This window comes from Pseudoalteromonas sp. SG44-8, assembly GCF_014164125.1.
GTDB classification, from domain to species: Bacteria; Pseudomonadota; Gammaproteobacteria; order Enterobacterales; family Alteromonadaceae; genus Pseudoalteromonas; species Pseudoalteromonas rhizosphaerae.
In genome coordinates this window covers 56,163-83,121 of record NZ_JACJEQ010000007.1, presented here as the reverse complement: position 1 = coordinate 83,121, position 26,959 = coordinate 56,163, and the positions used below count along the sequence as shown (strand labels likewise).

Here is a 26,959-nt window from a genome sequence, read left to right as displayed (position 1 = left end):
GGCGAATTATTCGCCCAGTTCAAATTGCTTTATAGCCTTGCTCAAATAGTGTTTAGAGAATTGAATTTCAACAGGGGTGGTTAACAACGGGTAACTTAACCCAGCCACCAGTAATACAGGAAGTAACAGCCAACCTTCGATATACGCTAATGATAGAAATACTGGGATCAATAAAATCAGCTTTATAATACGCAAACTGATTTTTTGCATTGGAGTTAACATACTCACTGCAATCGCAATTATTTGCTGACGTTGACGTATTTTAAACGATTTTAATTGCGTTACTTGACTTGAAAATAATGCAATCATCACAGCGACTTTTTAATTATTAAACGACTTACTACAACGCTTATCAGTATCAGAGTAAATACCGCAAAAATGATCTCCATCCATGCTGGCATACTTAACCCTGCAAATTGCCAATCGATGTTGCCACAGTCTCCTGTCGCAGCAAAAAAATGTGGCATCCAGTCATGTAATGGTAATGGAAAATTAGGCTCGAATTCGCAGCTAAACGCAAAGGGATCGGTTGTCGTTTGCATATCAATATGTTGGCGTGCAATTAAGTAACCCCAAATACTAGCAACTGCCCATGCTGAAAATGCTGTTATACGGCAAATTAAATTGGTTGGTCTGACTGCGCCGACTAACCCTGCGGCTAGTAACCCTAGCATGGCAGTACGTTGATAAATACACATAATGCATGGCTCTAAGCCCATTTGGTATTGGAAATACAATGCGATTAATTCAAAAATAAAAGCGCTAAAAGCGAGTAGTAACCAAGCACTGCGTTGTTGGGCTAAATTTGCTAACCAAGTCATAAAATATCCAGTCTATAATTTGTGGATGAATTATGACTTAGTCATTAAACTACGCGCAAGGATAAATATGATTTGTAACAATAAAAAAGCTGCCGAAGCAGCTTTATTTACTGTTTGGATTATTTAATGCCCAGAACTTCCTATACTTTGTAAGCTTGCACTATGGTGCTCAATCCAGCCCCATTGATAGAATAAATCAGTCATTTCACTTAGGCCAAGATATGTCCCTGCTAAGCCAACAACCGTTAGCACTATGGTATAGGGGAGTGCCATGTAAACCATACGACCGTAGGATAATCGCAATACGGGAGCAAGGGTCGATGTTAGTAAGAATAAAAATGCAGCTTGACCGTTAGGTGTGGCAACACTTGGTAAATTTGTACCGGTATTAATTGCCACCGCTAATAAATCAAATTGATCGCGGCTAATTTGCCCTGCTTTTAATGCTGCCGCCACTTCATTAATATAAACAGTGCCAACAAAGACATTGTCACTGACCATCGAGAGTAGGCCATTTGCGACAAAAAACATAACTAACTGTAATTGCCCTTCAAATGTCAGTACCCAAGTTATTACAGGAGTAAATAAGTGTTGGTCAATAATGACTGCAACGATTGAGAAAAATACACATAACAGTGCAGTAAACGGCAGTGCTTCTTCAAAAGCCTTTCCTAGTTGGTGCTCTTCAATTATACCAGCGGACGCAGTTGCAAAAATAATGACGGATAAGCCGATTAAGCCAACAGTGGCAAGGTGTAATGCTAATGCAATGATCAACCATACAGCAATTAATGACTGAAACATCAAATTAACCTTATCGCGTTTGGTACGTTTGCTATCGAGCTCTTTTGCATGATCAGCTAGTATTTGATGAATCGTCTCTGGTAATTTGGCGCCGTATCCGAACGTTTTTGTCTTTTCAAGTAATATTGTAGTGATAATGCCAGCTATGAATACAGGCATCGTAACCGGTAGCATACGCAAGAAAAATTCCCCAAATTGCCAGCTTGCTCGTTCTGCAATAATGAGGTTTTGTGGTTCACCTACCATAGTACAAACTCCGCCAATGGCTGTACCTATCGAGGCATGCATTAATAAGTTACGCAAAAAAGCTCGAAACTCTTCAAGTTCCTGACGATTAACCGGGCGTACTTGATTATCATCGTTAATATCATGTTCGCTAGTGGAATCTTTCCCAGAGGCGACTTTATGGTAAATACTGTAAAAGCCCATGGCGACAGCTATAACCACCGCCATAACTGTAAGTGCATCTAAAAATGCAGAAAGAAATGCCGCCGCAATAGTAAACGCCAAGGAAAGTACTGTTTTACTTCGAACTGACACCACTAGGCGTGTAAAAATATAGAGCAGTAAATCTTTCATAAAGTAGATACCTGCGACCATAAAGATCAGCAGTAAGATTACATCTACATTTTGAACAATTTCATGCTCTACTTGCCCTGCAGTTGTCATGCCTATGAATAGTGCTTCAATCGCAAGTAAACCGCCGGGTTGCAGTGGGTAACATTTCAGCGCCATCGCGAGAGTAAAGATAAACTCTAAAACTAATGCCCAACCAGCCATGTAAGGGTTGATATGAAACAACACAGGGTTAATAGCTAAAAAAGCAATAATTGTGTATTTATACCACTGTGGGGCCGAGCCTAAAAAATTCTTAAAAATTGCATTGAAAACACTCTGTTGCATAGGTGTTCCTTATTATTTTGCATTTAAGTATAACTATTGTTGGTTAAGTTAATGTAGTCTAGCTGTGGTGTAAACAAAAAAGCTATAAACAACATCGAGTACCTTTTATCTGTTATGCGTTCCGCGCTATATTTAGTGTAGCTGAAATAGCTAAATGGGTGTATATAGTGTGCACAATGAAGTTAAAAGTCTATTACTCTTTAGGGTTAATACCTTAATTTAATATCGAAGAACTAGACAATGAAAGAGCAATAAATTAATTTTTATCCATTTTAGAAAACTTAGTTAGATAGAGGCTTTAACCTGCTATCGAAGGTGAATTAATGGGGTGACTTTACTTGTTAGTTTGGCTTCATCTGGTACAATCAGTCAGTTAATCGTTAAAAGTAATATTATGTGGTAACTCAAGTGGGAATTGAATGAGAATTTTTAAAGCGAAAAGCCCAGCAGGGTTTGCCGAAGAGTACATTGTTGAGTCAATCTGGAATGGTGATTTTCCTCCAGGTTCTATTCTTCCGGCTGAGCGAGAGTTATCAGAATTAATCGGTGTCACTCGTACAACCTTACGTGAAGTATTACAGCGTTTAGCGCGCGATGGTTGGTTAACAATCCAGCACGGTAAACCGACACGAGTAAATAACTTTTGGGAAACTTCAGGACTTAATATTTTAGAGACCTTAGCGCGTCTTGATGAAGATAAAATGCCCGAGTTAACCGACCAGCTACTTTCTGCGCGAACAAACATTAGCGCTATTTACACTCGTGCAGCCATTAAGCTAGCACCTGATCGCGTGATAGAAATCCTCTCGCAAAGTGATGAGCTTGAAGATAGTGCACAAGCTTTCGCTGATTATGATTACAAGGTACACCATGAGTTAGCTGTTGCAGGTAATAACCGTATTTATGTGCTTATTCTCAATGGCTTTAAAGGTTTTTACTCTAAGATTGGCTGTCATTACTTTTCAGATCCAGGCACGCGTCAGTTAGCGCGTCAATTCTATAAAGATTTAACCATACTTGCTGAGAAACGCGAACATGACGGCGCAATTTCAATGATGCGAAAATATGGTCATCAAACAGGTGAAATTTGGCAAAAAATTCGCGGTGATATGCCTGAAAATATCATGGATTAATACCGCATTTAATATGTAGTTATACCGATAAAAAGCCTGCATCTGCAGGTTTTTTTTGTTGCTGTTATTAGTGACAAATAGCGAGTGACAAACAGTCGTTCGCATTTTTCGATGACGTGAATCGGAAAATACGATTGTTCTTTTAAGTCTTTAGTCTCTAAAATAATTTGATAATTATGCATGTTAGCCCTTGGTATTTACTTTTTAGATCCCATATTAAAGGCAAGCATTGCGTAAGCAATTAAAAGCAAACTCAAATATTTGGAGAATAAAATGGGTGTATTAGTAGGCCGCCAGGCACCAGACTTTACCGCTGCAGCAGTACTAGGTAACGGCGAGATCGTAGATAGCTACAATCTTCACGAAACAATCAAAGGTAAAAAAGCAGTCATCTTCTTTTACCCACTAGATTTTACTTTCGTATGTCCTTCTGAACTAATTGCTTTTGACAAGCGTTATGAAGAATTCCAAAAGCGTGGCGTAGAAGTAATTGGTGTTTCAATCGATTCACAATTCTCACACAACGCATGGCGTAACACTGCTGTTGCAGACGGCGGTATCGGTGCAGTTAAATACGCACTAGTTGCAGATGTTAAGCACGAAATCTGTAAAGCATACGATGTTGAGCATCCAGAAGCCGGCGTTGCATTTCGTGGTTCATTCTTAATTGATGAAGAAGGTAATGTACGTCATCAAGTAGTAAATGACTTACCACTAGGTCGTAACATCGACGAAATGCTTCGTATGGTTGACGCTCTAGCGTTTCACACTGAGCACGGTGAAGTATGTCCAGCTGGTTGGACTGAAGGCAAAAAAGGTATGGATGCAAGCCCAGCAGGCGTTGCTAAGTTCCTTTCTGAAAACGAAAGCGACCTATAATTTAGGTCTTTGTTTTAGAATATGAAAAACCCGCCAATTTGGCGGGTTTTTTATTTAGGGTAGTCGCTAGAAAGCGAATGACACTTTGGTGTAGATATAACGTCCGCGAGGGTTGTGAACCGCGGAAGCATAACCGTATAAATCACCATCACCATCACCAATTGCAAATGGTGGCTCTTCATCAAATAAGTTATTTACGCCAATCGAGATCTTGGTCGATTCGGTAATACGATAAGCCGTTTGTAAATCAACTAAGACTTGTGAATCAACCATTCTTGATGTGTTGCTATCAAAATCGAGGGTGCCATCAAAATCAATATCAGGCGTATCTTCAAACTCACCCACATAGCTGATATTTACATTAGTATTGAATTCACCAAGCTCCCAATTAGTTGAGAACATCCAGCGGTGTTCAGGGTAACCATATTCACCAGTATAATCGCGACCGTCTTTTTCAAACTTGTCTTGATAAGACCATTCTAAGTTGAACTTAAGTAAACCAAGATCATCCAAGGAGTGATTATAATTTGCTGAGAAATCAACACCAGACACTTCCTGCGAAGAGACATTCTCAAAGGTACTATGAATTTTTTGGATCACCCCAAGACTTTGTCCACCTTGTGGCGACAGGCGAACGCAGATGGTACTATTCTGGTTGTTACATTCAGCATCATAAATAGGACCAAAGGCTTGTTCATCAATCTTATTGTCTTGAGTGATACTCCATACATCAATACTGAAACCAAGATCAGCCATAGGTGCCCAAATAAAACCAACGTTCCATGACTCAGATTCTTCGGCTTTTAAATCAGGATTACCAGCAAATTGGATGTTGTAATCGAGTACATCACAATCTTCTCCCGTTGCAGCACAGCGGTAACTATCAATAAAAAACTGACTTTCCTCTGAAGGACCTAGGCCGATTTGTGCTAGTGAAGGGGCTCTAAATCCTTGTGCCCATGAGCCGCGAACAGTAATTTCATCAGTAGGTGCCCAGCGCAGCGCTACTTTAGGATTGGTTGTGGTACCAAAGTCACTGTAATCATCGTAACGACCTGCAAGTTGTAATTCTAAGCTATCAGCTAATGGGATTGAGAATTCAACATAGGCAGCGTATTGGTCCCGCTCAGCGGCAGCAGAAACGGACTCAGTACCAAAAATTAGACCACGTTGAAATTGATCATCAGGGATATCACTGACGTCCTCTTCGCGGTACTCAATACCAGCCGCCATCATCACGACACTGTCACCAAAACTAAACGCTTCGCCGGTAATGTTGGCATCAAATGAGGTCATATGTGATTCACCACGGCGAACTAAGCTGGTGGTAATACGATTTATTACATCTGGATCATTATAAGTGCCGCCAAATGGGTTGTAGTTGCCAGCATTTATTTCTTGTTGTAAAAAGTCAGTTCTTACCCAGCCTTGAGTACGATCACCGGTTTGCATTGATTTACTTCGACCTTTTTGTACAGCTGCTTCCCAGCTCCAATCGCTAATTTCACCACGAAGACCGGCAACAAAGCGTAACGTATCTGATTCTATATCCCACTGACGGGCACCTGCATCCACGGTACGATAGCGACCAATCTCAATATCTTTACCAAAAGGATTGTTTGGATGACTGCCTGGAACTGTTAATCCCGCATCTTCGTCTAGCGGTGTCGGTGCACCTGCAGCAATCGAGGTATTATGCTGCATGGCCATTTCCAGAAAGGCTGTAATGCCGTTATCAAAGTTGTATTCAAATTGTGAAATAGCACCAACTCGCTCAGAAGCAGGGGCAATATAACCAAATGGACCATAATCAAATAAGCAGCTGCCGCTAGATGTGGCACTTTCAGCTGGGCAATCAGGATCGATAGTTTTTACGCCGTCAACATAGAAATAACCAGGGAATCCGCGTGATGAACGGAAATCTTCACCACCATTCGCGGTTTGATTAGCAGTGCCTAAGCGGCCCATTTCATCTGATGATAAAGAGGTGTTTTTAAAGTAATCGATGATCACAGACGCACTGCTTTTTTCGTTTGAGGTACCCCAAACTATGCTTGCTGAGGTTTCTTCATAGTTAGGGCCGTCAGTACCACCATAACCTAAATTAACTTCTAAACCATCGATGTCTTTTTTCAAAATAATATTCACCACACCTGCAACGGCATCGGAACCATAAATTGCAGAGGCACCATCTTTAAGAATATCAATACGTTCGATAGCAGAGACCGGAATACTGTTAATATCAACAAATGAGTTAGTGATACTCTCAGCAAATGCGCTTATAGCTACTCGACGGCCATTAATTAACACAAGCGTTGCATCTGCGCCAAGACCACGAAGCGACACTGCCGCAGAGCCATTGGCCGTAGAGTCTTGGTTGTTGCCGCGAGTAGAAAAAGTACCATTACCAGCAGCAGGCATTCTTTCTAGTAATTGTTGTAGATTGTCATAGCCCATATTATCGATATCGGCGCGACTAATTGATTGTACTGGGGAAGGGCCTTCAATATCTGTTCGCTTTATTCTAGAACCAGTCACTTCAATACGTTCAACTTTTTTTGCTTCGTCCGCAGCAAATGATTGAGAAGTATAACCCGCTGTTGAAAGTGCAAGTGTTACACAAGCGATTAGCTTAGGTTTAAATGGGAGTGTTCTGTTCTTCATCCTTAAATCCTCGTTGTCATGTTAATTTTATCTGGTTAAATCAACCAGTAATATCAATATCATGTAAGTGAATTGTTATCAAATCGTTTGTTTGGATTGTGTACTATAATTTATACAGTTGCGGGGATTTAGGGGCTGAAAATAAAAACGCCTAACTGGGTTAGGCGTTTTTGAGGTTGTTTAGATAGATTAAACTTTGTGCTTCATTAACCGTTCTTTTTCGCGAGACCAGTCTTTGTTTTTACCGTCTTCACGTTTGTCATGCATTTTTTTACCCTTACCGAGGTGGAACTCAAGTTTCACCCAGCATTTTTTCCAATACATGGCAGTGGCAATTAATGAATAGCCATCGCGCTCAGTCGCACCGACTAAGCGATCTAGCTCGCGTCTGCTTAATAATAACTTGCGATAACGTAATGGATCGCAAATAACATGGGTTGAAGCACTATTGAGAGGCTGTATTTGACTGCCAAGCAAAAACGCTTCGCCATTTTTAAGGTGAATGTATGTTTCAGAGATGTTTACTTTACCAGCTCGGATACTTTTTACTTCCCAGCCTTGTAGTTCAACACCAGCCTCAAACTTGTCGTGTAAAAAATACTCATGACGCGCCTTTTTATTTAGCGCGATAGTATTACTTGTCGATTTAGATGAATTTTTCTTAGCCATAGTGGCCCATATTATACGTAAAGCTCTGCTTTTTACATCGATTTTTTATTTTTGCTAATAAAAAAGTGTTTGTAAATAAAGCGCCATGAAAGTTTGGGGAAAAACGCAAAGCTTGCTAAAATTCGCCCACACAGTTGGGAGTGAGTATGCCACAAATAGAAAAAAGTGCGCTAGTAATGTATAGCAGCAAAGAAATGTTTGATTTAGTCAATGATGTGGATGCTTATCCTGAATTTTTACCCCATTGCTCGGATGCAAAAATTATTGCACAGCAAGGTAATACCATGACGGCAAGTTTGGAAATTTCCAAAGCGGGTATAAAAAAATGGTTTACTACTGAAAACACCTTTTTAGATGACAATACAGTAACATTGCGCTTAGTTGATGGGCCATTTAAAGCCTTGCAAGGGCGTTGGCATTTTCAAGTGTTGGATGACAATGCATGTAAAGTTCAGCTACAGCTTGAGTTTGAATTTGCGAGTAAATTAATTGAACTTGCGTTTGGGCGCGTATTTAACGATGTTGCAAAAAACATGGTGAATGCATTTACTCAACGCGCTAAACAGGTATATGGACTGCGATGATGATAAAAGTTGAAGTTGTGTATGCATTACCTACCACGGCAACGTGTTTGCTTGTTGAAGTACCAGTTGGTACAACGGCAGAAAATGCCGTGATGCAATCAGGTATCCTCGCTAAGTGCCCTGAAATTGATGGCTTAGCATTAACCTTAGGAATATGGAACCGTACCTGCAAGCTTACGCAAGTGCTTGAGGATGGCGATAGAATTGAAATTTACCGTCCTTTAATTGCTGATCCTAAAGACGCACGACGAAAACGTGCAGAAAAAGCTAAAGACGAAGGTCGTGCTAATAAAATTACAGGTGGGCGACCGCTTGATAAAGCTAAATAATAGCTCAAACAAAAAAGGTTAGCTGTTGCTAACCTTTTCGTAATTTACTGAACTGGAGCGTTATTGCTCAAGCGGTGTATTAAACTCTGCGGGTTGTTCATAGTCACCACTGAGCGATACCAATTTTTCATTTTCAAAATTAATAGTCAGTGATTTACGTTGTTCGTTATCACGGCCAAGATTAAAAGAATATAAGTAATGCCACGTGTTTTTATCGAAAGCGTCTTCTGCAACAGGTTTACCTAATACATAAAGAACTTGCTCACGGGTCATATTGATACGAAGCTTGTCAACATCGGTTTGTTCTAAAAAGTTACCTTGTGGGATGTTGATACGATAAACCCAGCTAGAACAACCGGCGGTTGCACTTAAGGTCAGAGCAACGATAAACCAAAGAGAAAAAGTTTTTAACGACTGCATTGTTTGTTTGGATCCTTATTTTTTATAAACTGCATGATACCGATTAGTCACCTAAGGTAAAACCCTTTTGAGTAATTGTTTGTGACTTAATTTTTACTATCGATGTTTGGAGCGTAATTTTGACCTCAGAGTCCGCTAAAAGTTTAACTACTACTGAAAATACTATGACAACTAAGATCTCCACGTGGTCACTTTATATTGTACAAACACGTTTAGGGCATTGGTACACTGGGATCAGCACGGATGTGGCAAAACGATTTGCAGCACATCAAGCGGGCAAAGGGGCTAAAAACTTAAAGGGGAAGGGGCCACTGACTTTAATATATCAATGTGAAGTCGGTTCTCGCAGTGAAGCCACCAAGCTTGAGATAAAAATTAAACGCTTAAGTAAGGCACAAAAGCGAGCGTTTGTTAGCTCTGGGATTTTGCTAACCTGAATTCAGTTTAAAATATATTTACTATCTACAATTTAGCTCAAAGAGTGTTGATATCGTTTATATCAAGTTGGCTAATAAATGCGGCGATATAATTAACTGCATCAATATAAAGCGCTTGGTCAATATTACTTAGTAGGTCGGAACTCTTATGATGGTGGGGATCATGACCCATACCAAAGTAAATATAAGCAATTCCGGCTTTAGCAAACGCATAATGGTCGCTTGCTCGGCGCCAATCAATACTATCTCCGAGGGTCATTCTGTTCATTGTGGTTGATGAACTAGCTACTTTTATCTTTAAATTATGCTCAGGCACCTGCTGTAGTTGTGCTTGTAAAGCACTGCGTTGTGCATGTGAGACAAAGGCATATAAGATTTTTTTTGGCGGTTTTACTGCTAACATATCTAAATTAATATTTAGCACGGTTACGCTGTCGTCGATTTGCAATTGACTAACAAAATATTCAGCTCCATGTAAACCATTTTCCTCTGCGTCAGTAGCAACAAAACTAAGTTGGAAAGGCAGATTTGTGTGTGCGAAGCGTTGCGCTAGGAATAACAAGGCACTGACGCCACTGGCATTATCGTTTGCGCCTGCATATAAAGTGTTACCACGCATACCTAAGTGATCATAATGAGCGGTAATTACCAAATGAGTCTTGACTAAGTGCGTTGGTTTTAAAGTCGCAACGACATTTTGCCCCGTTGCTTTTGAAGACCAGCCATGGCTGTAACTAAACGGCTGTAATTGCGTATTGTAACCGAGCGTTTGCAGTCGCGTACTAATGTATTGGGCACTGATACGCGCGCCATCTGTATTGGTTTTTCTACCGCTTAGAGCCGTAGAGCTTAGATGCTTCAGATCATCGATCAGCTGTTGCTGCGCGCTGCTATTACTTTGGCAAAATGTTGAAAAGCTGAGGCCCAATAGCAAAATAAAATAGTTAATGATTAATTACTCGCGCGGTCATGTCACTTAGTGCCTGTAATTTATTTTGATAACGTTGCTTATCATGGTCAAAATCGGCATGTTTATTAGCCAAACGTAATTGGCGATACGCTTGCTTAAAATCACCTAACTGATAATAAGTGCGGGCAAGACCAAAGTAGCTATCATGAATATCATCATCAATTCTTTTTGCTTTATTGAAATGCTTGATGGCATCTTGATAGTTTTGTCCAAGGTATGCGTTATTTCCTAATGACACATGATAATACGGATTACTTTGGCGCTTCAAATCAAGTTTATATAAAATCTTGTCTGCCAGCTCAGGACGGTCGGTGAGTTGATACAGTAAAGCTAAGTTGCCCAGTGCTGTATTGTTGTCGTTATTAAGCAGCAAAGCATAATTATAGGCTAATTCGGCGTTATCATACTGAGAATCAAGGCGAAGTAATACGGCTAAGTTACCCCATGCAGCAGAGTAATATTTATCTGCTTTTGTTGCCGCTAAAAAGTAGCTATAGGCTAAATCATAATTTTGATTGAGCATTGCCGCTGCCCCTTTATTGTTATAAAACATCGCGGTAATTCGTTGTTTGCTGATGGGGGTCGTCTGAAATTTCTCACCTCGCGAGTTCGGATCAAAATCAATCACTAATGAGGTTTTTGCGTCATACACATAAGTCACATTAGTGTGGTTATTACGACGCTGTGTGACGATCAAATTAATATGCCCAGTCAATAAGTTATAGCCTTTATTTAGCGCCCAATACTCAGGAATATGAACCGTTTGAAATTGCCCCTGCATGCCTAAATATTCCGCAATACTATAGGCCAAAATCGATAATGATAAACAGTTAGCATTTAGATCTCGGTAGGCTTGATTGGCGGTTAGGGTAGCCCCTGCTTGATATAGTAAGGATGCATCGCCATTTTCTAACAAAAAGTTTAGTAATTTTCGAGTTGTGTTTAAATTGTGTTTAGTACTTGGGAAGGCTGCATCGAGTTGTTGTGTTATTGTATCGCTTAAGGTAAAAATCTGTTCACTACTTTCCACCGGGTAAAGCGTGAAAGATTGGTTTTCAGTGACTGGTGGAGGGATGAGTATTGTTTGATTACTCACACTGGTACAGGCAGAGATACTAAAAAGCAGCACAATGACTGCTAACTTACAAAACCGCGTTAGTATTGTCATAATCATACCCCAACTAATTACTGACTTATTAAGTTTAGTCTGTTTTTTAGTCGAGGTAGATGTTAAATGTTACAAACTGTGTCAGCGCTTTTCAAAGGTGGCGACTAAACTTGCTAAGGTTTGTGCGCTGGTTGCAAGTCCTTTGATCGCCTGCTCGGTATCAATTTGTTCTCGCATTGCCATATCGCTGATCTCACTAATTTGTTCAATATTACGGCCGACGTCAGCAACCACACTACTTTGCTCTTCAGTAGCTGTTGCAATCAAGGTTGCCATATCATTAATTTCATTAGCGGTATTGGTAATGGCATCAAGCAACTGCACAGAGCTTTGCATTGTTGCTACGCTGTACTGAGCTTTATCTTTGGACTGGGCAATATGTTCAACCACATTGGTAGCTGTTTTCGCGAGCTCTTCAATCATTGATTGAATTTCAGTCGTTGATTGTGACGTACGGTTGGCTAAGGCTCGTACTTCATCCGCAACTACGGCAAAGCCGCGGCCATGTTCACCAGCACGTGCTGATTCAATTGCTGCATTTAGTGCTAATAAATTGGTTTGCTCTGAAATACCACGAATAGAGTCAACAATACTGGCAATAGTCTGGGTTTTATTAGCAAGCTCAGTCACTTGTCCCGCAATTGTGTCAATATCACTGGCTAATGCGGTAATACTCTGTTGGCTTTGCACTACTTGCTGGTGGCTCTGTAATGTATTCGCTTTACTATCTTCGGTCAGTTTTGCGGCAGTTGCGGCGCTGTGGGCAATTTCTTGCACTGTCGCGCCCATTTCGTTGATTGCTGCTGCAACAGAGATAGTCTGCTCTTTTTGGTTGTCCATTGCCTGTGAGTTACGCTTGGCTTGAGTAAATACCTGATCTGAGCTTTGACGAATTTCTAAACTTTCGTGGGAGACTTGCGCAATAGCGGTTTCAATTTTATCAATGAATTGGTTAAAACCATTCGTTAATGCTAATAGCTCAGGCTGGTCACTGTGAGGTAAACGATAAGCTAGATTGGCATCACCAGACCCTAAACGAGTAAATAACTCTGCCATTTTTGATAGCGGTGAAGCTAACGAACGAGCCAGTAAAAAACTAACGATACATGCCAACAGCGCAATTGCGATAGCAAAACTTAAAATTTGCCATTGTAAAGTGGTGATCCCGGCAAACACTTCTGCTTTTGGTACTTGTGCAACCACATAGAGTTGAGTGTTTTTAATTGGACTCGCCGCAAGGAAAAAAGTGTCGCCATTGAGTTCGACTTCTTGCAAGTTAAATTCATTGCTTGTTAATAATTGACCACTTACTTGATGACCATACAAGCTATCTAGATTTGTTTTTTCTACTTTATTAACGTCTTGATGGAGTTTAATTACGCCTTTATCGTCAGTAATAAATACAAAGCCAGTCTGCTCGATAGTAAATTTATTCAGTAGTGCCTGCATATCATCAATACTTTTTGCCAGTCCGGTTAAGCCGATGCCATTGATCTGTTGATGATTAACAAACATTTTTGTGTCGCCATTAGGCTCTTGATATAAGCTAATAGAGTAAGCTTGGTTGGCGTTTTTAAAATCAAAAAACCAGCCATCTTGCTGCCGATCTAATACTCTTAAAAAGCCATCTTGATTCCAGTACTGCGCGGTATCGCGATTTGCCCATGATGCGGTTGCTAAGCCGTATTGTTTTACCAGACGATTTAATTCTTTGATTAAAACGTCATCATTGTTATCACGACTATTTGCCCACGCGAGTATAAAATGATTACTTGATACTTGTTCGGCCGCACTGAGTAATTCATTGATCTCTAAGCTTATATAGTTATTTATTGCGTGTAGTTTACTGGGCAACTCAGATTGTATCATCCGTTGTTCGATAATGGTTTTGGCGGATAACAGCGCCGTAATGCCAATTAAGCTGGCGACTGACAAGGCAATAGCGATCCCTAAAATAGTGATCTTACGTGTGATACTAAGACTTTTATACGGCATTGTGGGTACTGACTTTACAAATTATGAGGGTATTTTAGCATGTTTTTTTCATACAGTTCATCATCTAATAGAGTAAGTACTCAGTTTATAATTTACGCTAAGGCGTCTTTAGACAAATTAATAAAATGAAAAAGCCCACTGCGTTTAGCATGTGGGCTTGGTTTCTAACAAGCGAAATTGTTACTTTCCAGGGTTAAACAATTTTCTTCATTGCTGACATGTAGCCACGCAATTTGGTACCAATGATTTCAACAGGGTGCTCACGCAACGACTTGTTGATTGCAATTAGTGTTTGGTTATCAACATGATTACAGCGCTCGCCTAAGCCTCTACCAATCACATCAGTATCGATGTTTTGCATAAAGTCTTGTAACAGTGGCAAACATGCGTGATTGTATAAGTAACAACCATACTCTGCTGTATCAGAGATTGTGCGGTTCATTTCGAATAATTTTTTACGTGCAATGGTATTGGCAATTAATGGCGTTTCATGTAGCGATTCATAATATGCTGACTCAGCTATAATACCCGCTGCAGTCATGGTCTCAAACGCTAATTCTACACCGGCTTTCACCATTGCAACCATCAAGATACCGTTATCAAAAAACTCTTGTTCGGTGATTTCAACATCACCGGCAGGGGTTTTTTCAAAATTTGTTTCAGCTGTTTCTGCACGCCATTTCAAAAGGTTTGCATCATCATTCGCCCAATCTTCCATCATTACACGAGAGAACGTACCATCGATGATGTCGTCTTGGTGTTTATTGTAAAGCGGGCGCATGATTACTTTTAATTCTTCACTTAATTCAAACGCTTTTACTTTCGCTGGGTTTGATAAACGGTCAAGCATATTTGTAACGCCGCCGTATTTAAGTGCTTCAGTAACAACTTCCCAACCGTATTGAATTAGTTTTGATGCGTAACCGGCGTCTATACCTTTTTCGATCATCTTATCAAAACATAAAATTGAGCCTGTCTGTAACATGCCGCAAAGAATTGTTTGCTCACCCATTAGGTCTGATTTTACTTCAGCAATAAATGAAGACTTTAATACCCCAGCGCGATGACCGCCAGTACCCGCTGCATAAGCTTTAGCCTGGGCTAGACCATGTCCCTGAGGATCATTTTCTGGGTGAACAGCAATAAGAGTTGGTACACCAAAACCGCGTTTATACTCTTCACGAACCTCAGAGCCTGGGCACTTAGGTGCAACCATGATCACAGTGATATCATCACGTACTTGCATACCTTCTTCAACAATGTTGAAGCCATGAGAATAAGCAAGCGTAGAGCCTTGTTTCATCATCGGCATGATTGCGTTTACAACCGCAGTATGCTGTTTATCAGGTGTTAGGTTTAACACAACATCAGCAGTAGGGATCAATTCTTCGTAAGTACCTACAGTAAAACCATTTTCTGACGCATTAAGAAATGATTGACGACGTTCGCTGATTGCAGAATCACGCAATGTGTAGGCAACATCTAAACCTGAATCTCGTAAGTTCAGTCCTTGGTTTAAACCTTGTGCACCACACCCAACAATAACAAGTTTTTTGCCTTTAAGTGCTTCAACACCATCGGCAAATTCAGCCGGATCCATAAATTCACATTGTGCTAGTTGTGCTAACTGCTCGCGTAAGGGAAGAGTATTAAAATAATTCGCCATTGTTAGTATCCTATAAATTTCGTATTTGTTAGATGCAAGCGCTTGCTGCTTTGCTTAAAGTCACCATAAGGAATTTTCACCCTTGCGTAAAATGATATATTTGCATTAAAGTGTTTCAAAAAATGAAATGCTTTAATTAATAACCGCTAACTATTGGGATCACTATGGACCATAAACGATTACATTACTTTCTGGCACTTGCCAAAACCTTACATTTTGCCCGTGCCAGCGAGTTATGCCACATAAGTGCTCCCACCTTAAGTCGCAATATTAAACAGTTAGAGGATGAAGTTGGAGTCGCATTATTCAGTCGCGATAATCGCAGTGTAAAGTTAACAGCTGAAGGAGAATCGTTTATCGACTATGCAACGGCTACGTTAGCTAATTGGCAGCGTTTTCGAGCAAATGTACAAAATCCTGAGCAAACTATTTACGGTAAAGTAAGCATTTACTGTTCAGTAACTGCCTCTTATAGTTTTTTGCATCAACTATTAGAGCAACTGCGTTTGCAACATCAACATATAGAAATAAAGCTTAATACTGGCGATCCCGCAGTGGCAATAAACCGTGTACTTGACGGACACGAAGCCATGGCAATTGCCGCAAAGCCTGATAAATTACCGACGCAAATTGCATTTGCCAGTATTGGTTATTCATCCTTGGTATTTATCGCGCCACGTATTCCGTCGTTGCTCACTGAAAAACTGGCCCAGTTTGGCGATAAGATAGATTGGTCTGAGCTTGAGTTTATAGTGCCAGAGCAAGGTTTTACTCGTCAAAGGTTAGAGCTGTGGTGGCGTAAGCACGGTATTAATGCAAAGATCTATGCGCAAGTAGCGGGGCATGAAGCTATGGTGTCAATGGTGAGTTTAGGGCTAGGCATTGCCATGGTGCCAAAAATTGTTTTAGATAATAGCCCATTAAAAGATCGCGTTCAGGTGATCAGTGATCAAAAAGAGGCCCCTGCCGGGTTTGAGATTGGTTTGGCAGTATTACGTAAAGAGTTACCAGATGCCGCGTTAAATGCATTATGGGAGATTGCTCAATCACTGAAAAACGTTAATAGCTTAGCTCCTTAGCCGAGTCTAAATACGCAGATGTAAAGTTTATTTACCTTGAATCGTTCCATATGTATCAAAAGTGTGAATGATTGTAATCGTCTAGGGATTAGTTATTAATACCTTGCTATGATAACGATATTGGGTTGTCTCTTTTGGCATAAATAACAACAATGAAGTCGATAGTTAATATTCTTACTGCGCTTTGCATCTCTGTATGGCTTACAGTACCTTGTTTTGCACAGCCATCAGAAATTGAGCCTGTGCAGGATATAACAACAGGGCAGTGGCACTTGAGCCTTAACACGGGATTAGGAGTCATAACAAATCCATTAGCTGGTGGAGGTGATTTACCATTAGTGTTGATCCCAGATATAGCTTATTACGGTGAACAGTTCTTTTTTGATAATGGTCGCTTAGGCTATAGCCTGATACAAGACTCCCCACATACCTTTAATTTAGTCACTGAGTTTAATTCGGAAACTCGTTTTTTTGTTGATTGGCATCCAAGTAACATTTTTGCATTAAGATCAGAAAGTTCATTTACGAACAGTGAAAATGAACTTCAAATCCAACAACCTAGTCTAGATATCCGTGAGCTTAATAAACGTAAATGGGCACTCGATGCTGGCCTGAGTTACCATTATAGCTATCAGCAGCATGTATTTTCCGTGCAGGCATTAGCTGATGTATCCGGAGTGTATGACGGGTGGCGAAGTGCACTGCAGTGGCAAATGCACAAGAACATTGGTGAGTTACAGATTAAGCCGACTATTGGCATCTGGTATAAATCGGCAGCACTGAATACATATTTTTATGGCGTAACAGAAAAAGAGTCTCCAGTTCGTGCAATTGAGGTTGGCAGTAGTTGGCAGCCTTATGCTAAAATAGATGCCCGCTGGCCCTTAAATGGAGCCAACTCATTGCGTTTTCATCTGGCTTATTATGATTATTCCGCCTTAGCTGACGACAGTCCGCTGTTTGAACAAACGTATTCTCTGACTGCCTTTATAGGGTTTGATCATATTTTTTAATATGAAGTATTTACAACTTGGTGCGTGCGTCATTTTTTTGTTGGTATGGCCAAAGTTAGCTGTCGCAAAAAAAGATATATTAACAGTTACTCCAAAAGTCTGTGTGGTTTCCGAACAACAAGACTTTTGCGATGTTGATGTAAAATTTGCTTTAAATATGCCCTATAAAATGGACGTTTGTTTATACAGCGAAGATCAACAACTGCAATGTTGGCAACAGGTTACCTTAGAAGAATTCAATCATAAAGCGCGTGTTCAGGTTGAAACCATATACTCCCTAGTCAATCCTCACACGGATGAATTACTGGCGACAACACGCATTGAAGTACAGAGCACTCGCGCTAAAACAACTCGGCGCCGATTACGTTCTCCGTGGAGCTTTTTTTAATCTTGGAGCTGCAAATGGCAAAGATCTTACTTGTAGAAGATGATTTAGGGTTACAGCAATTAACCCGTGACTATCTTGAAAATAATGGCCTTGAAGTGGCGGTGCTAGACCGTGGCGATGAAGTGTTTAGTTACCTTGAAAACAATCCGGTTGATTTGATGATCCTCGATGTGATGCTGCCAGGTAAAGATGGCTTTAGTGTTTGTCGTCAAGTCAGAGATAAATTTAGCTTACCAATATTAATGTTGACCGCCAAAGGTGAAGACTTTGATCAAGTCATTGGTTTGGAACTTGGTGCCGATGATTATGTTATTAAGCCAGCTGAGCCAAGAGTATTGCTTGCCCGTATTAATGCGCTATTACGCCGTGGCCAAGCATCAGTAAAAGCGCCAGAAGAATTACAATTTGGCGATTTATGTATTGATAAAACCAGCCGTATTGTTCGCTTAAAGAATAACGAAATCACCCTCACTTCCCATGAATTTGAATTACTGTGGTTATTAGCTTCAAATTCCGGTGAAGTACTAAGTCGTGAACATGTTCATCAACACATGATTGGTCGCCAATATGATGGATTAGACCGCACCGTAGATGTACGTGTATCTCGGATCCGTAAAAAATTAGGTGATAACAGCGATAAACCATACCGTATTAAAACCGTTTGGGGACAAGGCTACTTATTTGTCTCCGATGCATGGGGTATGTAACTATTAATGGGGAAACTATTTGCAAGTTTATATGTGTATATTATAGTTTCCCTGTTTTTAGTCAGTGGGGTAATTGAACAACTTTGGCCCTATGAAGACAGTCAACAACAAATTGCGCTCGATGATGAGTTTGGTCAATCCCTATGGCTATTAGCGCAAACCCCGCAAGGGCTTACTAAAATAGCCACTCGCTTTCAAAGTGAAATAGTACAAAAACAAGACCTAATGTTGCCCGCACAACAACAACAAGAACTTAACCTACATAATTATATTTATCTATTTGATCAACAACAGCGAGCTATCTGGTATATCGTTGTTGATAATGAGCAATTATTGCAAGTGGGTCCAATTACCGTTTCTGCGCCAGTATTCTCATCCGTTTGGCCTTATCTATTATTATTGTGTGTCGTTGGGATCCCTGTTGGCTTATGGAGTTTTTTACTGTGGCGTGATTTTGCTAAGTTGCGACTGGCCTGTGAAGCCGTTGGTGGATCACAAGACTTTGAGCTGAGCGCCACCTCGAAATCATTCTTTTTACCAATTACCGACACCTTAAGTGCTATGCAGCAGCGTATTCAGCATTTATTAACCGCTCAACAAGAACTTACATCGTCGGTATCGCATGAGTTTAGAACGCCACTGGCACGTTTAAAATTTGCCTTGGCAATGCTTGAGGATAAAGTAGCTGACGAAAAAGCCTTTGAATATATCGATAACATGCAATTAGATATTGTGGAGTTAGAGTCGTTAGTTAAAGAAATGCTCGATTATGCTCGCCTTGATAGCCAACAACCTAATCTTACGGTGCAAACATGTAACTTAGTGCAGCTAGTAGAAAGTGTTGTCACTAAACTTGATTTTGCTACGCAAATAAAACTCAATATGCAATTACCAGCTTTATGCAGTTACACTTGTGACAGTCACTTTATCGCCCGCAGTATCCAAAACTTAGTAGGCAATGCGTTGAAATATGCTCGTCACGAAGTGCGAATTAGCTTAGTTGAAAATACTGGGCAGTTAATTTTATCGGTCGAAGACGATGGCCCTGGCATTGAACAATCACAATGGGATGCAGTGTTTAAACCTTTTGCCCGACTTGATAAAAGTCGCGATAAAAAGACTGGAGGTTTTGGGCTTGGTTTAGCCATTGTGGCAAAAATAGTGTCTTGGCACCAAGGCAGCTGTACGATATCGAATTCAGAATTAGGTGGCGCCAAATTTACAATCTATTTGCCTAAGTAACCAGAGTTCAGGGTAAGTAACTCCTTTTCTATTGCTATATCTGTGGCTAAATTGATACTCAAAAAAAAAGCGCCTAATAGGCGCTTTTCTGCGGTTAAAACCAAAATCAACAAGTAGCAAAAGAGTAGACTTCACTTTGCTAAGTAAGTTCCATAATTTATTACTTTTAATTTATTTATGTGTTTTTAAAAGCGGCATGAGCATCTGCTCCAAGCCATTGAGTTTAACTTCATACATCATTGCTAATTGAGCACCGAGTGTGCCGTGAGGAAATCCTTGCTGCTTAAACCAGACCAAGTATGGTTCTGGTAATAGCAGCAAAGGGCGGCCTGCGTATTTACCAAACGGCATTTTTGTATTGATCGCTGTTTTTAAAAGCTCTGGATCCATGATTAACTTAATTTGCTAGATTATGCGTGAAGTGTATTACAAAAGAGGGTGAGAAAATAGGCTGTGACGGGCAAGAAACAGCCTATTTAATGAGGGGAGTAGGCCCTCATAATTTACTAATGGATCTGATATTGATGCTTTTTGGTAAATCCAAGTTGTTTAAGTTTGTTTATAATTGACGGATCATCGATGCGGCTTGGTGTTTCGCTATCACGTAAGAAATGATTTTCCGGCACTTGATATATATCGAGCATTTTTTGAAATAGCACTGCGCGCATTGTTAACGCTGTCATTCCATTTCTTTGTATTTCATCAAGACGATTTTGAAGCTCAACCAGTTTTGGGTTATTTACATCATCCGCCACTGTCTGAAACTGTGTAGCAAACTTATTCTTCATCTAAAAACCTTATTTAATAGCAAAAGACAAAATGCCGATAAATACGTATTCAAAAACACGAGAAGGCTTTTTTTGTGCTAAAAATAGATACTTACGTATTACTCAACAAATGCAGTTTACTCTTTTTTCATGGGTAAATGCCAATCTGGATGTAAAGCTTTGTAAATGCGCTTGACTCTTATTTGGGGACTTTTGCGACGTTGTTTCAGGCGGTTATATATAAGGATATGAAAATTAAATGAAAATAGTTCTCAGTACCTTTTGTGGTGCTGAGAACTTTATTTATATTATGGAAATAATTTTTGCTTTACATGCTCAGCGAAGCCACTACCGGCCTCTAAATAGAAGTTATAAGTAGAGTCAACGCCCATATCTTCAAGTTCTTTTTGCTGATCTGGATAGTTAGCAATGGCAGTAACTTGACCTTGGTAACCCGAAGCACGCAATTGCTCCAAAGCAAAAATGTTTTGCATATGTTTTGGCATCGCGAGCATGATCATCTCTACATGGGAGTGATTTACCCGTTGCCAAAAGTCTGGATCGGTTGCATCTGCCAAGAGCGCCTTACGGCCTCGTGAAACATGCTTCTCGACCACTTCTGGCTTGATGTCTACTCCAGCTACAACGCCAGGATGGGTGATGTTAATTGTTTCATATGCACCGGTGCCAATACGACCCATACCAAAAATAACAATCTTGGTGTCATTTAAGTTCACAGGAAGTTCTTCTGCTAAGCGAGTAGGGCTTTCAAAACGTATGAGCCAAGCTTCGATTTTTACATAAATTTCGTTTGAACGTTTATTTAGTGGGGATGCAATGATAAAGGTCATTGATACTGCAATAGCCATAACAGCCAACCACTCAGATGTGATTAACCCGCTACTGGCAGCAACCATACAGACTATCAAGCCAAACTCGCTGTAGTTAGCTAAGGTAAATGCACTCAATAAGGAGGTACGAGCGCGTAACTTAAAGGCATTCGTTAGTATATAATACAGGGCAACTTTGACTGGTAGCACCAATACAATAATAAGCGCTATAAGTAATGAGTTGAGCGTCAGATCAGCACCTAAACCAATTGTTAAGAAAAACCCAACTAATAAAATTTCTTTTAAATTAAGTAGTGATTTTGCAAGCTCACTGGCTTTTTTATGAGGAGCAAAGATCATACCGATGATCAACGCGCCTAAATCACCTTTCAAGCCTGCAAATTCAAATGCATGATAGCCAACGACAAGTGCAAAGAAAAAGCCAAACAAAGGTAATAGCTCACCATGTTTAGAACGATTTAACACCCAAAACATGACTGGGCGTAATAATGGCAAGGCAACTAATAGCGCAAAAGCCCAACCGTTGGGGATTTTACCTGTGCTGATGGCTAAAAATATCACTGCAAAGATATCTTGCATAACCAAAATACCAATGGCTATTTTGCCGTGAAGGCTGGCCATTTCGCCACGTTCTTCAAGTACTTTTACAGCAAAAACTGTGCTAGAAAAGCTAAAAGCAAAACCAACAAGCAACGCACTTTGCCAACTTAGGTCTGCAAATAATGGCAACGAAAGTGCGCCTAAGAACAGCATCAAACTGCAAAAAATAGCGCTACTAATAATAATATGTAAAGAGGCAGGGGCCCAAACTTGTGGCTTAATAAGATGGCTAACTTTTAGTTTCAGACCAATACTAAATAGTAATAACGTGATCCCTAAATTAGCAATCGTATTAAGTAGCTCAGTGGTTTTAAAGCCAGATAAGTTCAGTACAAAGCCAGCAATCAAAAAACCGATTAGCGGAGGAAGTTTAAGTTGGTACACGGCAAAGCCACACACAAATGCGACAGCAAAATATAATAGTTCCATAATTCTTAATATCACTTCATTTGGTTACCTAGTGTAGCGAAATATCAGCATTTTTGAAAATCATTCGTGTATATTATGCATATAAATTGCGCGCATAGAGATATACCTGTGTATGAAAAACACTCGTTTAGTTAATTATTCTGCTAAAAACTCAAAAAATAGTTATTTTTTCACTGACAGCAGCTTTTAAATATGGTTAAGATGCAGTAACAAAGGAATTTAAGCGTGATTCAGGTTTAGGTGAATTAAGCTTAAGGAGAAATAGATGTTTAAAAAAATTCTTGCATCAGTCGGTATTGGTGCAGCAACAGTAGATACCGTGCTTGAAACTGAGCATTTACAACCTGGGCAACTATTTAATGCCCAAATAGTGATCACCGCAGGGGATGTTAGCCAAGCAATAACAGGTCTTGATTTAGCATTAATGACGCGCGTAAAAGTGGAAGGTGAAGACGGTGCTTATTTTACCAATCATATTATTGATAAGTGGCGTATAACCGATATTGGTACAATTGAACCTGGTCAACAAAAACACATTCCGTTTGAAGCGCGCTTACATTCAGAAACACCGATCACCGAAATCAACGCCGGTTATAACCAATCACATGTGTGGCTTGAAACAGGTTTAGATATTGATTTAGCACTTGATCCTACGGATAAAGATCATCTTCATATTTATCCAAATGATGCCGTAACTACTTTTATGCAAGCGATGGATAAACTGGGTTTTAGCTTGGTAAAAGCGGATGTTGAAAAGGGCTTCTTACGTGCTAGTACGTTTAACTCTGTCTCTGGTTGTTATCAAGAGCTGGAATATAAACCAAATAGCCGTAGCTTGTTCGGTATTCAAGAGATTGAACTATCGTTTGTGCCTGAAGCTCATAAAACTCATGTTTTAATTGAGCTTGACCGTGGTTTTCGTGGTGATGGCTATGTTGACCTGACGATTGAACATGATCACGTTAATCTTTCGCATTTATGTGATCAATTAGAACGTTTGCTTGCCTAGCTATTCAGAGCTCGGTTAGTTAGCTAAGCGTAATAAGTAGCCCAGTATTGACTGGGCTTTTTTTATGTTAGGAGTTTTTATGCGATTAACAACAAAACCATTTTCTCAACTGTCTGCGCAGGTACTGTTTACTATCATGCGCACGCGGGTCGATGTATTTGTAGTTGAGCAGCAATGCCCATACCCTGAATTAGACGATATCGATTGCACTGCAACAACTCAGCATCTCTATTGGCTCGAGGCTGAACAATTAGCTGCATACGCACGTTGTTATGAGAAAAATGAGCAGTACAGCGCTATTGGTCGCGTGCTGGTTGAAAAATCACAACGGGGTAAGGGGTTGGCAGTGTTATTGGTTAAAGAGGCGATCCAGTGTTGCTTTACGCATTGGCCGAACAAGGATATATACATTGGCGCGCAAACCTATTTACTCGCGTTTTATCAGTCGCTGGGTTTTCAGTGTATTGGCGAGCCTTATTTAGAAGATGGTATTGCACATCAAGATATGATTTTAAAAAACCGCTCCGTGTAAAGAGCGGTTTTTTGAGTTAGCCTAATAGCGAGCTGACAAACACTAAACCAATTGCAATTGGGCAAATGAATTTAATATACCATGGCCATATTTTCCAAAATAGGCTGGTAGCAACTTCTGGGCAGCCTTGTTGTATTTCGTTTAATAGTGAGTTGCGATACCAAATCCAGCCGACAAACAAGCAACACATTAAACCAAGAATAGGCTGACCAAATTTAGTTGTGAGCGCAATAACTAAACCAAACAGCGCATTAAAGTTCAGGACTATCGTAAAGCTCACCAATGCTATAATCGTTCCTATTAACCAAGTGGCTTTTACACGGCCAAGATCAAAGCGCTCTACCGCATACGAAACCGGTGCTTCAAGCATTGAAATAGACGATGTCAGTGCAGCTATACTCATCAATGCAAAAAAGGCAAAGCCAACGAATAAACCAATGGTGCCCATGCCATCAAAAAGAGCGGGTAATACTTGAAATACTAAAGTGTCTTCAGAAAGCAACTCTCCAGTAGCTGAGAATATTTCCACCCCTTGTGCCTGCGCAACGTACATCGCAGGGATAATTAGTAACCCAGCAACAAAAGCAATAAACACATCAATAAGGGTAACGTAGGCGCCAAGTGAGACTAAATTTTCTTTTTTACTAATGTAGGAGCCATAAATGATCATCACACTGGTGCCCAATGACAATGAAAAGAATGCTTGCCCCAGTGCACTAACAAGTAATTCAGGGTCTAAAATAGAGCTAAAATCAGGTACTAAATAGGCTTTAAGGCCTGTCATAGCACCTTCTTGCATCAGCACATAAACAATCAGTGCAAATAAAATAGTCAGCAGTGCGGGCATTAAGCGTTTCGACCACTTTTCAATGCCGTTTTCTACTCCGCGGCTAATGATTGCGACAGTAAGAATAATAAACCCAGCTGTAAATATAAGGTTTCTAGAGAGTGACTGTTCACTTAACCAAGTTGAAGAGCTCTCACTGCCCACTAAAGTCGCAATGGGCTCTAGAGTGGCACTGATCATCCAACCGGCGACAATGGCATAAAAGCTGAGGATCAGTCCGGCACATATGATACCGCCAAAACCGACCACAAACGCAAAGCGTTTTTGGAACGGGTTATTTGAAATTTTCCGCAATGAACTAACCGCATTGGCCTGACCATGGCGCCCAATCGTTAGTTCTGCCATCAGTGCTGGGTAAGCCAAACAAAATGCCAATACAAGGTAAGCAATTAAAAAGGCTGCGCCTCCATTGCTAGCTGTTTGTGTAGGGAAACCCCAAATATTACCAAGACCTACTGCAGATCCTGCTGCGGCCATAATGAATCCAAAACGGGAGCTAAACTCCCCTCTGACTGCGCTCATAATTATTTTTTCTTCTCTATATAGTGACGGCGCTGACAATCTACTGTAAATGTTAAAAAATAAAAAGCCCTTATTTTTAGCTGCAGCCGTGCAGAATTAACGCATGACTGTATTTACAAAATTTAGAATGCCAATGCTGTTAACATTGTTTGTTTAAGTTATTGTTATCTAATCATAATGAGGTGGTTTATGATGCTGTAAACTGTAACATAAAAGTTACAACTGTTCCGGGTTATGTATTTTAAGGGTAAGGCATGCCCCCGTTAGGTGTTTACTACGATTTACGCTTACACTGCCATGATGCCAATCAGCTACTTTAGCAACAATGGCAAGTCCTAGGCCATAACTTTGATCGGCCCGATTGCGATGACTCTGTTCTTGAAAAAAAGGGCTAAAAACTTTGTGCCAATTTTGCTCTTCGATACCTGGGCCATCATCCTCAACGGTAATAATAAGTGTTTGCTCTTTAATCGATGCCGTGAGAATAATTTTTTGTTTGGCAAAGTCACAGGCATTGCTAAGCAGATTAGTGATTGCGCGAGCTAACCAATGTAAATCTGCATAAATATGAGAATTATCATGACAGATAAGCTGTAAATCAAGTTGTTGCTGTACTAACTTAGGCTCTAGTTGCTGTATTAGGGTGCTTAGGTAGCTGTTTAACTCAGTGTGTGAGTAGGTCAGTTGGTTGGCTTTTTGCTCAAGCGTGGCAAATGCTAAATAACTTTTCAACATTGATTCCATTTGGTCTAAATCAGCTTCCATACGATTTAAATAATGTTTTATTTTTTCTTCGTTATGACTATCTAGTGCCGCATCTAAGCCAAATCGTAGGCAGGCAATGGGGGTGCGTATATCATGAGATAAACTCGAGGCCATCAGTTTATTTTCATCGAGTAATTTTTCGATTTGGCTTGCCATGCGGTTAAAAGTAAGCTCAACATCTTTAATGTAAGTGAAATGGGATACCCGAATGCGAGCATGTAAGTCGCCACTGGCAAACTTTTTAGCTGCGTCATTAACCACGCCTAGTCGTTTAGCTAATGGTGCAATAATAAACCCCATAAACACACATAACCCAGCGTAAAACATTAAGGTAAGTAACATATCATTTTGTTGATCTTGTTCGTGGGATTTTTCCAAACGTAATTTAAGATGAAAAGGCGCAAGCAAATCATTACTGTAGAGTAGGTAATACCCTTCTTGATCTTCTAAAATCAGTCCGCCTTCAGCATTGATCTCTTCTAGCAGTGATGGTGGCAGCGCTAAAGATTGCGTGGCTCGATAACTTAATCCCAACGAAAACTGTTGTGCAAGTAAGGCGGTGTAGTCTGCTCTTTGCATGAAGGGTTGGCTGGCAATTTGCTGGCTGAAGCCCATTAAAAGTTTACTTTGAAAGCCAAACTCATCCTGCGAGGTATGAGTTTGCTGACTAAAAGCATCAATTAACCAACCTAATATTACGATCGAGAGCAGGGCACTGGCTAATAAGGAGAGATAAAACTTTTTCATAGCATTTGCCAGTATACCT

27 protein-coding genes are annotated in these 26,959 nt (G+C 40.2%); 12 read left to right on the top strand and 15 right to left on the bottom strand.

Annotated elements, in window-relative coordinates; translation table 11 throughout:
* Positions 1-6: 6 nt before the first annotated feature.
* The 3 genes from H5163_RS08060 to nhaB all read right to left on the bottom strand — a co-directional run bounded on the left by H5163_RS08060 (position 7) and on the right by nhaB (position 2,528).
* Complete coding sequence (locus H5163_RS08060; protein ID WP_182734907.1) at positions 7-309, bottom strand: DUF6170 family protein; 303 nt, start codon at positions 307-309, stop codon at positions 7-9.
* Positions 309-821, bottom strand: a complete 513-nt coding sequence (dsbB, locus tag H5163_RS08055; RefSeq protein ID WP_182734906.1) for a disulfide bond formation protein DsbB — start codon at positions 819-821, stop codon at positions 309-311. Before dsbB ends, H5163_RS08060 begins: the two co-directional genes overlap by 1 nt.
* Before the next feature lie 123 nt (positions 822-944).
* The gene (nhaB, locus tag H5163_RS08050) at positions 945-2,528 is read right to left on the bottom strand and encodes a sodium/proton antiporter NhaB (protein ID WP_145239277.1); all 1,584 of its coding nucleotides are present in this window, start codon (positions 2,526-2,528) and stop codon (positions 945-947) included.
* 419 nt (positions 2,529-2,947) lie between these two features.
* On the opposite strand from nhaB, the gene fadR reads away from it, so the two are divergent.
* Complete coding sequence (gene fadR, locus H5163_RS08045; RefSeq protein ID WP_064666576.1) at positions 2,948-3,661, top strand: fatty acid metabolism transcriptional regulator FadR; 714 nt, start codon at positions 2,948-2,950, stop codon at positions 3,659-3,661.
* A gap of 273 nt (positions 3,662-3,934) precedes the next feature.
* Complete coding sequence (locus H5163_RS08040; RefSeq protein ID WP_145239274.1) at positions 3,935-4,540, top strand: peroxiredoxin C; 606 nt, start codon at positions 3,935-3,937, stop codon at positions 4,538-4,540.
* 66 nt (positions 4,541-4,606) lie between these two features.
* Here the strand turns inward: H5163_RS08040 and H5163_RS08035 are convergent, their stop codons facing one another.
* Together H5163_RS08035 and smpB are read right to left on the bottom strand one after the other, a co-directional pair.
* On the bottom strand, positions 4,607-7,204 hold the full coding sequence (locus tag H5163_RS08035) for a TonB-dependent receptor (RefSeq protein ID WP_182734905.1): 2,598 nt from the start codon (positions 7,202-7,204) through the stop codon (positions 4,607-4,609).
* Positions 7,205-7,393: 189 nt separating this feature from the next.
* Positions 7,394-7,873: an SsrA-binding protein SmpB gene (gene smpB / locus H5163_RS08030; protein WP_064666579.1), complete on the bottom strand. Its 480-nt coding sequence runs from the start codon at positions 7,871-7,873 to the stop codon at positions 7,394-7,396.
* A gap of 146 nt (positions 7,874-8,019) precedes the next feature.
* Here smpB and H5163_RS08025 point away from each other — a divergent pair, with 146 nt between their 5' ends.
* Both H5163_RS08025 and H5163_RS08020 read left to right on the top strand, forming a co-directional pair.
* Entirely contained in the window at positions 8,020-8,457 is a 438-nt protein-coding gene (locus H5163_RS08025; RefSeq protein ID WP_145239267.1) for a type II toxin-antitoxin system RatA family toxin, read from the top strand.
* Positions 8,457-8,786: an RnfH family protein gene (locus H5163_RS08020; protein WP_145239596.1), complete on the top strand. Its 330-nt coding sequence runs from the start codon at positions 8,457-8,459 to the stop codon at positions 8,784-8,786. Before H5163_RS08025 ends, H5163_RS08020 begins: the two co-directional genes overlap by 1 nt.
* 60 nt (positions 8,787-8,846) lie before the next feature.
* Here the strand turns inward: H5163_RS08020 and H5163_RS08015 are convergent, their stop codons facing one another.
* Entirely contained in the window at positions 8,847-9,206 is a 360-nt protein-coding gene (locus H5163_RS08015) for an outer membrane protein assembly factor BamE (RefSeq protein WP_145239264.1), read from the bottom strand.
* Positions 9,207-9,325: 119 nt separating this feature from the next.
* On the opposite strand from H5163_RS08015, the gene H5163_RS08010 reads away from it, so the two are divergent.
* Complete coding sequence (locus H5163_RS08010) at positions 9,326-9,643, top strand: GIY-YIG nuclease family protein (RefSeq protein ID WP_145239261.1); 318 nt, start codon at positions 9,326-9,328, stop codon at positions 9,641-9,643.
* A 37-nt stretch (positions 9,644-9,680) separates the two neighbouring features.
* Here the strand turns inward: H5163_RS08010 and H5163_RS08005 are convergent, their stop codons facing one another.
* The 4 genes from H5163_RS08005 to ilvC all read right to left on the bottom strand — a co-directional run bounded on the left by H5163_RS08005 (position 9,681) and on the right by ilvC (position 15,442).
* Positions 9,681-10,571: a M28 family peptidase gene (locus H5163_RS08005; RefSeq protein WP_259399794.1), complete on the bottom strand. Its 891-nt coding sequence runs from the start codon at positions 10,569-10,571 to the stop codon at positions 9,681-9,683.
* A gap of 16 nt (positions 10,572-10,587) precedes the next feature.
* Positions 10,588-11,781 (bottom strand): tetratricopeptide repeat protein, encoded by a 1,194-nt coding sequence (locus H5163_RS08000; protein ID WP_182731022.1) that lies wholly within the window; start codon positions 11,779-11,781, stop codon positions 10,588-10,590.
* Between the two features lie 81 nt (positions 11,782-11,862).
* The gene (locus H5163_RS07995; protein WP_182731023.1) at positions 11,863-13,776 is read right to left on the bottom strand and encodes a methyl-accepting chemotaxis protein; all 1,914 of its coding nucleotides are present in this window, start codon (positions 13,774-13,776) and stop codon (positions 11,863-11,865) included.
* 193 nt (positions 13,777-13,969) lie between these two features.
* Positions 13,970-15,442, bottom strand: coding sequence for a ketol-acid reductoisomerase (gene ilvC / locus H5163_RS07990; RefSeq protein ID WP_182731024.1), 1,473 nt, complete (start codon positions 15,440-15,442; stop codon positions 13,970-13,972).
* A gap of 164 nt (positions 15,443-15,606) precedes the next feature.
* Between ilvC and ilvY the strand changes: the two genes are divergently transcribed.
* The 5 genes from ilvY (at position 15,607) to H5163_RS07965 (ending at position 19,871) form a co-directional block, all read left to right on the top strand.
* Positions 15,607-16,521 carry an HTH-type transcriptional activator IlvY gene (gene ilvY / locus H5163_RS07985; RefSeq protein ID WP_145239251.1) on the top strand — a complete coding sequence of 305 codons (915 nt, stop codon included), beginning with the start codon at positions 15,607-15,609 and terminating at the stop codon, positions 16,519-16,521.
* A 152-nt stretch (positions 16,522-16,673) separates the two neighbouring features.
* A complete protein-coding gene (locus H5163_RS07980; protein ID WP_182731025.1) occupies positions 16,674-17,534 on the top strand; it encodes a MipA/OmpV family protein in 861 nt (286 codons plus the stop codon).
* 1 nt (position 17,535) lies between these two features.
* Entirely contained in the window at positions 17,536-17,922 is a 387-nt protein-coding gene (locus H5163_RS07975) for a DUF3019 domain-containing protein (RefSeq protein ID WP_182734904.1), read from the top strand.
* 14 nt (positions 17,923-17,936) lie between these two features.
* Entirely contained in the window at positions 17,937-18,629 is a 693-nt protein-coding gene (locus H5163_RS07970) for a response regulator (protein ID WP_145239242.1), read from the top strand.
* Positions 18,630-18,635: 6 nt separating this feature from the next.
* The gene (locus H5163_RS07965) at positions 18,636-19,871 is read left to right on the top strand and encodes an ATP-binding protein (RefSeq protein WP_145239239.1); all 1,236 of its coding nucleotides are present in this window, start codon (positions 18,636-18,638) and stop codon (positions 19,869-19,871) included.
* A 171-nt stretch (positions 19,872-20,042) separates the two neighbouring features.
* Here H5163_RS07965 and H5163_RS07960 read toward each other — a convergent pair whose 3' ends face one another.
* The 3 genes from H5163_RS07960 to H5163_RS07950 all read right to left on the bottom strand — a co-directional run bounded on the left by H5163_RS07960 (position 20,043) and on the right by H5163_RS07950 (position 22,518).
* Positions 20,043-20,261: a DUF3820 family protein gene (locus H5163_RS07960; protein WP_145239236.1), complete on the bottom strand. Its 219-nt coding sequence runs from the start codon at positions 20,259-20,261 to the stop codon at positions 20,043-20,045.
* Positions 20,262-20,377: 116 nt separating this feature from the next.
* Positions 20,378-20,659 carry a hypothetical protein gene (locus H5163_RS07955; RefSeq protein WP_145239233.1) on the bottom strand — a complete coding sequence of 94 codons (282 nt, stop codon included), beginning with the start codon at positions 20,657-20,659 and terminating at the stop codon, positions 20,378-20,380.
* Positions 20,660-20,946: 287 nt separating this feature from the next.
* A complete protein-coding gene (locus H5163_RS07950; protein ID WP_145239230.1) occupies positions 20,947-22,518 on the bottom strand; it encodes a cation:proton antiporter family protein in 1,572 nt (523 codons plus the stop codon).
* A gap of 265 nt (positions 22,519-22,783) precedes the next feature.
* Between H5163_RS07950 and H5163_RS07945 the strand changes: the two genes are divergently transcribed.
* Both H5163_RS07945 and H5163_RS07940 read left to right on the top strand, forming a co-directional pair.
* Positions 22,784-23,527, top strand: coding sequence for a sporulation protein (locus tag H5163_RS07945; RefSeq protein WP_145239228.1), 744 nt, complete (start codon positions 22,784-22,786; stop codon positions 23,525-23,527).
* A gap of 79 nt (positions 23,528-23,606) precedes the next feature.
* Complete coding sequence (locus H5163_RS07940; protein ID WP_145239226.1) at positions 23,607-24,059, top strand: GNAT family N-acetyltransferase; 453 nt, start codon at positions 23,607-23,609, stop codon at positions 24,057-24,059.
* Positions 24,060-24,075: 16 nt separating this feature from the next.
* On the opposite strand, the gene H5163_RS07935 is transcribed toward H5163_RS07940, so the two are convergent.
* Entirely contained in the window at positions 24,076-25,428 is a 1,353-nt protein-coding gene (locus tag H5163_RS07935) for a sodium-dependent transporter (protein WP_145239223.1), read from the bottom strand.
* Between the two features lie 216 nt (positions 25,429-25,644).
* Entirely contained in the window at positions 25,645-26,940 is a 1,296-nt protein-coding gene (locus H5163_RS07930) for an ATP-binding protein (RefSeq protein WP_145239220.1), read from the bottom strand.
* Positions 26,941-26,959: the final 19 nt, after the last annotated feature.